Below are 10,869 nucleotides of genomic sequence, written 5' to 3' on the forward strand. Positions count from 1 at the left end.
CGGACACGTCCGGCGGGGCCATCGCTGCAGCACAGAGCGCGATCAGCGGGGTGCTGCCAAGCACTTCCTACAGTTCCGCTCCAGGCGCGTGCCTCGTACCTCGGCCCGCACCCTTCGCTGCACCGTACGTCAGCGCTTGCTGTACTGCGGCGCCTTGCGGGCCTTCTTGAGACCAGCCTTCTTGCGCTCGACCACGCGGGCGTCGCGGGTCAGGAAACCGGCCTTCTTGAGCGCCGGACGGTTCGCCTCGATGTCGATCGCGTTGAGCGCACGGGCGATGCCGAGGCGCAGCGCGCCGGCCTGGCCGGAGCTGCCGCCGCCGTTGATGCGGGCGATGACGTCGAAACGACCCTCGACCTCGACGAGCTTCAGCGGGGAGTTGACCAGCTGCTGGTGCACCTTGTTCGGGAAGTAGCCCTCGAGGGTGCGGCCGTTGATCTTCCACTGGCCGGTGCCGGGGACGAGGCGCACGCGCGCCACGGCCTCCTTGCGACGCCCGAGGGCCTGGCCCGGGGCGGTGATGGACTGGCCACGCGTCGCGGGCGTGGTCGTCTCGGTGGTGTAGGTGCTGGGCGTCTCGCCGTCCAGCTCGATGTCAACCGTGGTCTCTGCCACTGTGGTGTCCTCGCGTCCTTCGCGTCGTCAGCAGCGGCCTCAGGCCTGCTGCGAAACCTGGGTGATCTCGAACGGCTTGGGCTGCTGCGCCGCGTGCGGGTGCTCGGCACCCGCATAGACCTTCAGCTTGCTGATCTGGGCACGGCCGAGGGAGGTCTTCGGCAGCATGCCGCGGACAGCCTTCTCGATGGCCTTGCGCGGGCTCTTGTCCAGCAGCTCGCCGTACGCGATGGAACGCAGACCGCCCGGGTAACCGGAGTGGCGGTATGCGAGCTTGGTCTCGCGCTTGGTGCCGCTCAGGGCGACCTTCTCCGCGTTGATGACGATGACGAAGTCACCGCCGTCGACATGCGGGGCGAAGGTCGGCTTGTGCTTCCCGCGCAGGAGTGTGGCGACCTGGCTGGCCAGGCGGCCCAGGACGACGTCGGTCGCGTCGACGACGTACCAGTCATGCTGGACGTCGCCGGGCTTCGGGGTGTACGTACGCACGGTTCGTAACCTTTTTCGTGTTCGGTGTCGTCGGGCGAGAAGCGGCGCCCGATGAGTCAGTAGTTGTGCGCGGGATCTCAGGTGACGTCCGGGCCAGACGCCGGCACGCGAGTGGGCGCGCTGCCGGTGCAGGACGTCGGAGGGAAAGCACAACGACTCAACAGAGTACCTGGCGGGACTCGGAGCGGTCAAAGCGGAGCTCGTCACACGAGGTATGCCACACCCGGCGTGGCGCGCGGCCGGTCCCGGACGGCTGAACAGGGCAGGCGAGCGGGGGCGGCGCGGACCGCGCCACACCCCGCTCGCAACCCCCCGTCGACCGGCCCCGGCGCACCCCTGTACAGCCGGGACTCCCTGAGCCTGACGAGAGCGTACAGACCGTCGTGACATGCGCAAACGACAGCTGTGATATTGGTTGCCCGACGGCGACCCGCCCGGCTGCACGACGCGCGTGCATTGCGGTCGTCGCAGTGCCACGGTAGGGGTATGACCTCCGACACCCCCGCCACGACGCCCGACCCGGAGACCGGCGCCGAGGGCGACACCGACCAGCTCCAGCCCGACGACACCCTGATCTACCGGGGCAGCGACGACGTGCTCGACGAGGGCTACTCCCCGCCCGACCGCCCGCGCGGCAACCACTGGGGCGAGACCCCGTGGGAGGAGGTGCACGGCGAGTCCCTCGACCAGCGCCTGGCCGAGGAAGAGCCCGACTACTGGGAGGCCGATCCCCTCGACCGTCCCGACACGACGCGCGCCGGACGCCTCGTCTCCGACAACGACGCCGACCCCGGCGAGGAGGGCGGACGCGAGAACGACCTGTACGGCGGCGACGCCGGGATCGACGGCGCCGGCGCGAGCGCGGAGGAGGCCGCGGTCCACTGGGTCGACGAGCCCTGACGGGGCTCCGGCCCTCCTCACGCCTGTGTCGCGGGGGCCTCGTCCCAGACGTCCTCGTCCATCCGCATCGCGCGGATCCGGTCGGCCCGGGCCGCGAGCTCGGCGTCGGGCGGATAGCTGATCGCCTCGAGCACGAGGCCGTGCGGCGGGACGACGACCGCACCGGCGTCGCGCCGTCGGGATGCGAGCAGCTCCGCGGGCCAGGCAACCGGCCGGCGCCCCTCCCCCACGGCGATCGAGGCCCCCACGAGCGCGCGCACCATGTTGTGGCAGAACGCGTCGGCGCGGACCTGGGCGACCGCGAGCCCGGCGTCGGGGCCGTCCTGCGGGCGGGACCAGGACAGGTGCTGGAGCTCGCGGATCGTCGTGGCACCGGGCCGCGGCTTGCAGTAGGCGGCGAAGTCGCGCACCCCGATGAGCGGGCGGCAGGCCTCGTCCATGGCGGCGACGTCGAGCGGGCGCCGCGACCACAGCACGTGCGTGCGCCGAAGCGGGTCGCGCAGCGTGGGGTCGTCGGCGATGCGGTACGCGTAGCTGCGGTGCAGCGCTGAGAACCGGGCGTCGAAGCCCACCGGCGCCGGGACGGCACGCCGCACCACGACGTCGGGGGGCAGCACTCCGGCCAGCCGCGTGACGAGCGCGTCGCCGGGCTCCCGGTCCGACCGGCCGGGCATGGCGAGCCAGCGCTCCGCCGGCACGTCGACGTGCGCCACCTGGCCGCGCGCGTGCACGCCCGCGTCCGTGCGGCCCGCCACGGTCAGGCGGGGCACCGGCAGGCCCAGGGGGCCCGTCCGCAGGATCGTCGCCAGGCCTTCCTCGAGGGCGCCCTGGACGGTGCGCAGGCCGGGCTGCCGGGCCCAGCCGGCGAAGCCGGTGCCCTCGTAGGCCAGGTCGAGCCGCACGCGGACGGTCGGGCGGGTGGTCGTGCTCACGCGCCCATCCTCCCCCACGCGGGCGCCCGGCAGGCAGGCCTCGCCGGCCGCGAGCGGGCCGCCTCAGCTCGCCTGGGGCAGGTCCCAGGCCCGTGCTCCGCCCACGAGGGCCGCGGAGTTGGGCACGACGACGACGTCGTCGCCGAGCCGCGCCAGCGCCGATGCGGTGATCCGCCGCGAGTTGCCGCCCCCGATGTACAGGCGGTCCCACAGGAAGACCGGCCGCAGGCCGTCCACCATCGTCACGACGCGCCTCGACCAGAGGGCGTCGCCGAGCCGACGGCGTTCGGGCTCGCCGATGTACTGGTCATACGTGAGGCCGCGGCGCAGCGGGGCGCGCGACCACTCGAGGTGCGGGGCGAGCCTCCCGCCGTGGAACAGGGCCGATCCCAGCCCGGTGCCGAGCGTCAGCACCAGCTCGAGCCCGGAGGCAGCGACCACCCCAGCGCCGTGCACCTCCGCGTCGTTGAGCACGAGGGCCGGGAGCCCGAGTCGCGCCCCGACGGCCGCCTGCATGTCGAAGTTCGTCCACGCCTCGCGAAGGTCCGGGTCGACCCGCGAGCGAGGACCTGAACGAGTGATGTAGTGCGGTGTGTGGACGACGACGCCGCTGCGGATCATGCCGGGCATGCCGACCGTGACGCGGCTCGCGGGCGGCAGCTCCCCGGCGATCTTCGCGATCGTGTCGACGAGGAGCCCTGGTGGCAGCGGGTACGGCGTCGGGACCCGCAAGGGGCTGGCGTGGGCGGTGCCGGCCGCGTCGAGGACGGCGGCCTTGATGCCACCGCCCCCGCAGTCGACGGCGAGAGTGAGCGTGTCGTGCATGCCGCCACTGTACGAACACCGGACGGGACGTGAGGCCCGTCGGACCGCGCGCCCCGCGCGAGGTCGACCGCCCCGCGCGACCCTGCCGGCCTGCCCCGGGCGCGACGAAGGGCCCCGCGCCGCCCGAGGGCGGGGCAGGGCCCTTCACGGGAAAGGGAGGCTCAGGCCTCCTTCTTCTCCTCGGTCTCCTCGGCCACCGGCGCGTCCTCGACGGGGGCGTCCTCGACGACCTCGACGGGCGCGTCCTCGACCGGGGCGGCCTTGGCGGCCTTCTCCGTGGCCTTGGCGGCCTCGCGGACGACGGCCTGCTTCGGGCTCACGGCCTCGGTCACGAGCTCGATGACCGCCATGGGGGCGTTGTCGCCCTTGCGGGTGCCGATCTTGGTGATGCGCGTGTAGCCACCGTTGCGCTCGGCCATGGCCGGGGCGATCTCGGTGAAGAGCGTGTGCACCACGCCCTTGTCACGCACGACCGTCAGGACCCGACGGCGGGCGTGCAGGTCGCCGCGCTTGGCGAACGTGATGAGACGCTCGGCGAGCGGGCGCAGCCGCTTGGCCTTGGTCTCCGTCGTGGTGATGCGGCCGTGCTCGAAGAGCGCCGTGGACAGGTTCGCGAGGATCAGGCGCTCGTGAGCCGGGCCACCGCCGAGCCGCGGACCCTTGGTGGGGGTAGGCATTGCTTGTGCTCCTTAAAAGTGGTTCCGCGCCGCCGCGGGCCCGTGGGCCCGCGGCGGCGGGACGTATCAGAACTGCTCGTCGCTGTACGCGGCCTCGTCGTCGGCCTCGAAGTACTGGGCGCCGGACGGATCGAAGTCCAGCGGCGAGTCCTTCAGGCTCAGACCGAGCTCGGCGAGCTTCTCCTTGACCTCGGTGATCGACTTGGCGCCGAAGTTCCGGATGTCGAGCAGGTCCGCCTCGCTGCGCGCGACGAGCTCACCCACCTGGTGGATGCCCTCGCGCTTGAGGCAGTTGTACGAACGGATCGTGAGGTTCAGCTCCTCGATCGGCAGCGCGAGGTCCGCGGCGAGCGCGGTGTCCGTCGGCGAGGGGCCGATCTCGACGCTGTCGGCCTCGATGTTGAGCTCACGGGCAAGGCCGAACAGCTCCACAAGGGTCTTGCCGGCCGAGGCGAACGCGTCGCGAGGCGAGATCGCCTGCTTGCTCTCGACGTCGACGACGAGCTTGTCGAAGTCGGTGCGCTGCTCGACTCGGGTGGCCTCCACCTTGTAGGTGACCTTGAGGACGGGCGAGTAGATCGAGTCGACCGGGATCCGGCCGATCTCCGCGTCGAACTGCTTGTTCTGCGCGGCGGACACGTAACCACGTCCACGCTCGACGGTCAGCTCGATCTCGAGCTTGCCCTTCTCGTTGAGCGTGGCGATGTGCAGGTCGGTGTTGTACACCTCGACGCCCGCCGGCGGAACGATGTCCGCGGCGGTCACCGCACCAGCACCCTGCTTGCGCAGGTACATCACGACCGGCTCGTCCTCCGTGGAGGAGACGACCAGGTTCTTGATGTTGAGGATGATCTCGGTCACGTCCTCCTTCACACCCGGCACGGTGGAGAACTCGTGGAGCACCCCGTCGATGCGGATGGAGGTCACCGCTGCGCCCGGGATGGACGACAGCAGCGTGCGACGCAGCGAGTTGCCGAGCGTGTAGCCGAAGCCAGGCTCGAGCGGCTCGATGGAGAAGCGGGAACGGTACTCCGAGATGACCTCTTCGGTCAGCACGGGGCGCTGTGCGATCAGCACGGTGGGTGTCCTTTCAGTGTGCGTCCGCCATATGACGCATCACGGCTCGCGATCTCTCGCGGCCTCACAGGGCTAGGTCTGCCTGTGAGACAGGGTTTCGCCGCGGTGGCGGTGCGCCCCCGGGGCCACCAGGGCCCTGCAGGCGCACCGCTCCGCGAGGAAGATCAAACGCGGCGACGCTTCGGGGGGCGGCAGCCGTTGTGCGCCTGGGGCGTCACGTCCTGGATCGACCCGACCTCGAGGCCGGTCGCCTGGAGGGAGCGGATCGCGGTCTCACGACCGGAGCCCGGGCCCTTGACGAACACGTCGACCTTCTTGACGCCGTGCTCCTGAGCGCGGCGCGCAGCCGACTCGGCCGCGAGCTGCGCGGCGAACGGCGTCGACTTGCGGGAGCCCTTGAAGCCGACGTGGCCGGCGGACGCCCACGAGATCACGGCGCCCGACGGGTCGGTGATCGAGACGATCGTGTTGTTGAACGTGCTCTTGATGTGAGCCTGGCCGAGCGGGATGTTCTTCTTGTCCTTGCGGCGCGGCTTGCGCGCGGCAGTCGCGCGAGTCTTGGGAGGCATGTGCTGGTTCTCTCCTGGGTCTGATCGGACCGGGGCGGGCTCGGTGGCCCGCTCCACGGACTGCTATCAGCGGGCCTTCTTCTTGCCCGCGACGGTGCGCTTCGGTCCCTTGCGGGTGCGCGCGTTGGTCTTCGTGCGCTGACCGCGCACCGGCAGCCCGCGACGGTGACGCAGACCCTGGTAGGTACCGATCTCGACCTTGCGGCGGATGTCGGCCGCGACCTCACGGCGGAGGTCACCCTCGAGCTTGAAGTTCGCCTCGAGGTAGTCACGCAGCGTGACGAGCTCGGCGTCGCCGAGGTCCTTCACGCGGACGTCCGGGCTGACCCCGGTCGCGGCCAGCGTCTGCTGGGCGCGGGTACGGCCGACGCCGTAGATGTAGGTGAGCGCAACCTCGAGCCGCTTGTCGCGGGGGAGGTCGACGCCGATAAGACGTGCCATGTGCCTTCCGGCTCCTGTACTTCGTCGGAGGTCTGCCGCACCGCCCTCCCGCGTGGCCGCGGGCCCCGGCCTCCGGACCGAGGGTTCCCCTCCTGCGACGGAGGTTCGTGGTGGTGCGCTGGTGGTGGCTGCCGCCACCTGGTGACTCAGATCGAGATCAGCCCTGACGCTGCTTGTGGCGCAGGTTCTCGCAGATCACCATGACGCGACCGTGCCGGCGGATCACCTTGCACTTGTCGCAGATCTTCTTGACGCTCGGCTTGACCTTCATCGGATTCATTCCTCCGCCGTCGCTCGGCCCGGTCACCCGGCCCGACGGCGGCAGTGTCGTGGGTTGTCGATCGCGCGGCTGCGCGACCGGTCACCCGGACTGTGCAGCCCCGGATCGGGGACTGACTACTTGTAGCGGTAGACGATCCGGCCGCGGGACAGGTCGTACGGGCTGAGCTCCACCACCACGCGGTCCTCGGGGAGGATCCGGATGTAGTGCTGCCGCATCTTGCCCGAGATGTGCGCGAGAACCCTGTGGCCGTTCGCCAGCTCCACGCGAAACATCGCGTTCGGCAGAGCCTCGACCACGCTGCCCTCGATCTCGATGACACCGTCCTTCTTTGCCATATCCTCCGCTAACTCTCGTCTGGACTGCTCCCACGCCCGTGCGACGACCACGCGGGATTCCCGCGGCTCGTCGGTCAGGACGTGGATGTCGCGTGCACCCGTCCGCCGCCTGGGGCGGCGCCGGCGTTCGCAGCGCCTCGCACCGCGCACGTGCGCGGGCGGGCAGTGTTGATGAACGCCGGAAGAACGGACTACACCCAGCGATCTAGCCTACGTCATCGTCGCAAGCATTCAAAGCGGAGGCCGACGCCGGAGGGCCGCCCCGGCGCGTGAGCCTCACCACGGCCGACGCCTGGTCGGGAACCCTGCCCCGCGACGGGCGGCCGGGAGCGGTCAGCTCCACTCGAACAGGTCGTAGACCACGCCGGGCGGCCCGAAGTGCATCGCCGGCCAGTCGGCCAGCGCCACCACGACGATCCACGGGACCCAGCCGAGAACGAGCCCGATCCCCAGGGCGAGAACCTCGGTACGCCCGTGCCGGTGCCACATCCACGCGCCACCGACCCACGTGGCGCCGCCGAGCAGGAGGACCCAGAGCCACACCGGCAGACAGGACACGAAGCCGAGAACGGCGCCCGCCCAGAGGAACGGGCTGCCCGCGAGGCGGCGGGCCCAGAGGCCGAGCCACGGGCCGAGGCGGCGGAGCAGGGACGACGTCGCAGCAACCACGTCACGCCAGGACCGGCGGGTCGCCGAGCGCGGACGAGGCGGCTCGAGGGCGGGCGAGGCGTGGACGTCGTCGGTCACCAGGCCGAGTGTAGCCCTACTGACCGTTCCAACAATAGGGCCCTGCCTGAGCCTGAGCGACCCTCGGGACGAGACGTCAGAGAGACGCGATCGTCACGCCGAGCGCCGCAAGGCGCTCCGCTCCCCCGTCGGGCGCAGTCAGCACGACGATCCCGCCCGGGAGGATGGCGACCGAGTGTTCCCAGTGGGCCGCGCGCGACCCGTCCTCGGTGACGACCGTCCAGTCGTCCTCGAGCACCCGGGTCTGGTCGGTGCCTCGGGTGACCATCGGCTCGATGGCCAGGCACATGCCCGGGCGCAGCTTCGGGCCGGCGGTCGACGTGCGGTAGTTGACCACGTCCGGCGGCTGGTGCATCGCCGTGCCGATGCCGTGACCGACGTAGCCCTCGACGATGCCGTACTCGGCACCCGTCGCGCCGCCCGCCAGGTCGACGGCCGCCTCCACGGCGACCCCGACGTCGTTCAGGCGCCTGCCGCTCGCGAGGGCGGCGATTCCTGCCCACAAGGCGGCCTCCGTTGCCCGGACGAGCGCGACGTCGTCGGCGTCGACGCCCGGGACGCCCGGCCCGCCGCCCTGGGGATCGGGGGGCACGTCGTGCGAGACCGGGCCGTCCGGGCCGAGGACGAAGCTCACGGCGGAGTCCCCGTGCCACCCCTCGACGATCGCGCCGCAGTCGATCGAGACGAGGTCACCCACCGCGAGCACCCGGTCTCCCGGGATGCCGTGGATGACCTCGTCGTTGACCGACGTGCAGATCACTGCCGGGTACCCGTGGTACCCGAGGAAGGAGGGGGTGGCGCCCGCCTCGGCGATCACCTTCGCGGCCACCGCGTCCAGGTCCGCGGTGGTCATGCCCGGACGGGCCGCCTCGCGGACGGCGGCGAGCGCGTCGGCGACGACCAGACCGGCGCGCCGCATGAGGCGCACCTGGTCCGGCGTCTTGTACTCGATGCGCTCTCGCCCGAAGACCATCGCTCAGCCCAGCTGGGTCGCGAGGGACTTCACGATGCGCTCGGTGACCTCGTCGATCTCGCCGATGCCGTCGACCTGCACGAGCAGGTTGCGCTCCGCGTACGCGGCAGTCAGCGGGGCCGTCTGCTCGTCGTAGATGTCGAGGCGCCGCGCGACGGCCTCCTCGGTGTCGTCCTCGCGGCCCTCGATCTCGGCGCGCTTGACGATGCGGGCGAGGAGCTCGCCGCGGTCCGCGGTGAGCTCGATGACGCCGTCCAGCTCCCAGCCCAGGTCACCCAGGATCGAGTCGAGCTCGGCCACCTGGGCCGCGTTGCGGGGGTAGCCGTCGAGGATGAAGCCACCCTTGACGTCGTCCTCCGCGAGGCGGGCGCGGACCATGTCGTTCGTGACCGAGTCCGGGACGAGCTCGCCCTTCTTCGTGTACTCCCGGGCGAGGCGGCCGAGCTCGGTCTCGCCCTTGATGTTGGCGCGGAAGATGTCGCCCGTCGAGATCGCGACGATCTCGAACGTGTCGGCGAGCCGGGCGGCCTGCGTCCCCTTGCCCGAGCCCTGCGGACCCATGATCACCAGGCGGGTGATCCGGCCCTCGGGACCGTGGGCGTGCAGGGCACGGCGCGAGGCGGTGGTGTTTTCACTCAACGGAGGAATCCTTCGTAGTGACGCTGCTGCAGCTGCGAGTCGATCTGCTTGACCGTCTCCAGCCCGACGCCGACCACGATGAGGATCGAGCTGCCGCCGAACGGCAGGGATGTCGTGACACCGAGGAAGACGAGCACCAGCGTCGGGATGAGCGCGATGAGCGCGAGGTACAGGGAACCGGCGGAGGTGATGCGCGTGATCACGAAGTCGAGGTACTCCGCGGTGGGGCGGCCGGCGCGGATGCCGGGGATGAAGCCGCCGTACTTCTTCATGTTGTCCGCGACCTCGTCCGGGTTGAACGTGATCGAGGTGTAGAAGAAGCAGAAGAAGATGATCATCAGCGTGTAGAGCGCGATGTAGAGCGGCTCGGACTGCTGGACCAGGTTGTTCGAGATCCACACGACCCATGAGGATGTCGGGTCACCGAACTGGGCGATGAGGCCTGGGATCGCCAGGATCGAGGCCGCGAAGATCACGGGGATCACGCCGGCCATGTTGATCTTGATCGGGATGTAGGTGCTCGTGCCGCCGTACATGCGGCGGCCGACCATGCGCTTCGCGTACTGCACCGGGATGCGGCGCTGCGACTGCTCGACGAACACGACCAGGCCGACGACCAGGACGATCACCAGGATCATGATGATGAAGTTGCGGACGCCGCTGGCGCCGCCCGCGATCGACCACAGGGCGGTCGGGAAGCCGGCCGCGATCGACGTGAAGATGAGCAGCGACATGCCGTTGCCGACGCCGCGCTCCGTGATGAGCTCGCCGAGCCACATCACCAGGCCGGTGCCGGCGGTCATCGTGACGACCATGAGGATCGACGTGAGGATGCTGTCGTCCGCGATCACGTCGAAGGCGCAGCCCTGGAACAGGAGGCCCTGGCGCGCCGTCGTGATGACGGTGGTGGACTGCAGGATCGCGAGCGCGATCGTCAGGTACCGGGTGTACTGCGTCAGCCTCGTCTGACCGGACTGACCCTCCTTGTGGAGGGTCTCGAACCGGGGGATGACGACCCGCAGCAGCTGGATGATGATGCTCGCGGTGATGTACGGCATGATGCCGAGCGCGAAGATCGACAGCTGCAGCAGCGCGCCGCCGCTGAAGACGTTCACGAGACCGAGCAGCGTGTTGTCGCCCTGCGTCGCGATGCACTGCTGCACGTTGGCGTAGTCGACACCCGGCGTCGGGATGAACGACCCGACGCGGAAGAGCGACATGATCGCGATCGTGAACAGCAGCTTGCGCCGCAGGTCTGGCGTCCGGAAAGCCCGGCCGAATGCGCTGAGCACCCTGTCCTCCTGGCCCGCCGAGGCGGGTTCTCATGTCGCCGGGCGACCCCGGCGAGAAGTGACGGTCGTGGGCCA

15 protein-coding genes are annotated in these 10,869 nt (G+C 70.6%); 1 reads left to right on the forward strand and 14 read right to left on the reverse strand.

Translation table 11 applies throughout. The annotated features are described in order from the left end of the window. Positions 1-129: 129 nt before the first annotated feature. Both rpsI and rplM read right to left on the reverse strand, forming a co-directional pair. On the reverse strand, positions 130-615 hold the full coding sequence (gene rpsI, locus L1785_RS17290) for a 30S ribosomal protein S9 (RefSeq protein WP_236090530.1): 486 nt from the start codon (positions 613-615) through the stop codon (positions 130-132). A gap of 39 nt (positions 616-654) precedes the next feature. Further along, positions 655-1,104 (reverse strand): 50S ribosomal protein L13, encoded by a 450-nt coding sequence (gene rplM / locus L1785_RS17295; RefSeq protein ID WP_236090531.1) that lies wholly within the window; start codon positions 1,102-1,104, stop codon positions 655-657. A 486-nt stretch (positions 1,105-1,590) separates the two neighbouring features. Here rplM and L1785_RS17300 point away from each other — a divergent pair, with 486 nt between their 5' ends. Beyond that, a complete protein-coding gene (locus L1785_RS17300; protein WP_236090532.1) occupies positions 1,591-2,004 on the forward strand; it encodes a DUF5709 domain-containing protein in 414 nt (137 codons plus the stop codon). Between the two features lie 17 nt (positions 2,005-2,021). Here the strand turns inward: L1785_RS17300 and truA are convergent, their stop codons facing one another. The 12 genes from truA to secY all read right to left on the reverse strand — a co-directional run bounded on the left by truA (position 2,022) and on the right by secY (position 10,794). After that, positions 2,022-2,936, reverse strand: a complete 915-nt coding sequence (truA, locus tag L1785_RS17305; protein WP_236090533.1) for a tRNA pseudouridine(38-40) synthase TruA — start codon at positions 2,934-2,936, stop codon at positions 2,022-2,024. 63 nt (positions 2,937-2,999) lie between these two features. After that, on the reverse strand, positions 3,000-3,761 hold the full coding sequence (locus L1785_RS17310; RefSeq protein WP_236090534.1) for an ROK family protein: 762 nt from the start codon (positions 3,759-3,761) through the stop codon (positions 3,000-3,002). A gap of 161 nt (positions 3,762-3,922) precedes the next feature. Next, positions 3,923-4,438: a 50S ribosomal protein L17 gene (gene rplQ, locus L1785_RS17315; protein WP_236090535.1), complete on the reverse strand. Its 516-nt coding sequence runs from the start codon at positions 4,436-4,438 to the stop codon at positions 3,923-3,925. 66 nt (positions 4,439-4,504) lie between these two features. Beyond that, positions 4,505-5,515 (reverse strand): DNA-directed RNA polymerase subunit alpha, encoded by a 1,011-nt coding sequence (locus L1785_RS17320; protein WP_236090536.1) that lies wholly within the window; start codon positions 5,513-5,515, stop codon positions 4,505-4,507. A gap of 164 nt (positions 5,516-5,679) precedes the next feature. Beyond that, positions 5,680-6,084 (reverse strand): 30S ribosomal protein S11, encoded by a 405-nt coding sequence (gene rpsK / locus L1785_RS17325; protein ID WP_236090537.1) that lies wholly within the window; start codon positions 6,082-6,084, stop codon positions 5,680-5,682. A 66-nt stretch (positions 6,085-6,150) separates the two neighbouring features. Further along, positions 6,151-6,525 (reverse strand): 30S ribosomal protein S13, encoded by a 375-nt coding sequence (gene rpsM / locus L1785_RS17330; protein ID WP_236090538.1) that lies wholly within the window; start codon positions 6,523-6,525, stop codon positions 6,151-6,153. A 157-nt stretch (positions 6,526-6,682) separates the two neighbouring features. Continuing rightward, positions 6,683-6,796 carry a 50S ribosomal protein L36 gene (gene rpmJ / locus L1785_RS17335; protein WP_009740505.1) on the reverse strand — a complete coding sequence of 38 codons (114 nt, stop codon included), beginning with the start codon at positions 6,794-6,796 and terminating at the stop codon, positions 6,683-6,685. A gap of 125 nt (positions 6,797-6,921) precedes the next feature. Beyond that, on the reverse strand, positions 6,922-7,143 hold the full coding sequence (infA, locus tag L1785_RS17340; RefSeq protein WP_024286981.1) for a translation initiation factor IF-1: 222 nt from the start codon (positions 7,141-7,143) through the stop codon (positions 6,922-6,924). A gap of 333 nt (positions 7,144-7,476) precedes the next feature. Further along, complete coding sequence (locus tag L1785_RS17345) at positions 7,477-7,890, reverse strand: hypothetical protein (RefSeq protein ID WP_236090539.1); 414 nt, start codon at positions 7,888-7,890, stop codon at positions 7,477-7,479. A 76-nt stretch (positions 7,891-7,966) separates the two neighbouring features. Continuing rightward, a complete protein-coding gene (locus L1785_RS17350; RefSeq protein WP_236090540.1) occupies positions 7,967-8,863 on the reverse strand; it encodes a type I methionyl aminopeptidase in 897 nt (298 codons plus the stop codon). A gap of 3 nt (positions 8,864-8,866) precedes the next feature. Beyond that, positions 8,867-9,424, reverse strand: coding sequence for an adenylate kinase (locus tag L1785_RS17355; protein WP_236090569.1), 558 nt, complete (start codon positions 9,422-9,424; stop codon positions 8,867-8,869). A gap of 74 nt (positions 9,425-9,498) precedes the next feature. After that, positions 9,499-10,794, reverse strand: a complete 1,296-nt coding sequence (gene secY / locus L1785_RS17360) for a preprotein translocase subunit SecY (protein WP_236090541.1) — start codon at positions 10,792-10,794, stop codon at positions 9,499-9,501. Between the last annotated feature and the right edge of the window lie 75 nt (positions 10,795-10,869).

It is taken from the genome of Antribacter soli, assembly GCF_021568775.1.
GTDB classification, from domain to species: Bacteria; Actinomycetota; Actinomycetes; order Actinomycetales; family Cellulomonadaceae; genus Antribacter; species Antribacter soli.

What these genes read in the sequence shown, in the direction of transcription:
- rpsK (WP_236090537.1), bottom strand. Translation starts at nt 6,084, where the DNA reads ATGCCTCCCAAGACTCGCGCGACTGCCGCGCGCAAGCCGCGCCGCAAG.
- rpsM (WP_236090538.1), bottom strand. Translation starts at nt 6,525, where the DNA reads ATGGCACGTCTTATCGGCGTCGACCTCCCCCGCGACAAGCGGCTCGAG.
- infA (WP_024286981.1), bottom strand. Translation starts at nt 7,143, where the DNA reads ATGGCAAAGAAGGACGGTGTCATCGAGATCGAGGGCAGCGTGGTCGAG.
- L1785_RS17300 (WP_236090532.1), top strand. Translation starts at nt 1,591, where the DNA reads ATGACCTCCGACACCCCCGCCACGACGCCCGACCCGGAGACCGGCGCC.
- rplQ (WP_236090535.1), bottom strand. Translation starts at nt 4,438, where the DNA reads ATGCCTACCCCCACCAAGGGTCCGCGGCTCGGCGGTGGCCCGGCTCAC.
- rpmJ (WP_009740505.1), bottom strand. Translation starts at nt 6,796, where the DNA reads ATGAAGGTCAAGCCGAGCGTCAAGAAGATCTGCGACAAGTGCAAGGTG.
- L1785_RS17310 (WP_236090534.1), bottom strand. Translation starts at nt 3,761, where the DNA reads ATGCACGACACGCTCACTCTCGCCGTCGACTGCGGGGGCGGTGGCATC.
- L1785_RS17350 (WP_236090540.1), bottom strand. Translation starts at nt 8,863, where the DNA reads ATGGTCTTCGGGCGAGAGCGCATCGAGTACAAGACGCCGGACCAGGTG.
- L1785_RS17355 (WP_236090569.1), bottom strand. Translation starts at nt 9,424, where the DNA reads ATGGGTCCGCAGGGCTCGGGCAAGGGGACGCAGGCCGCCCGGCTCGCC.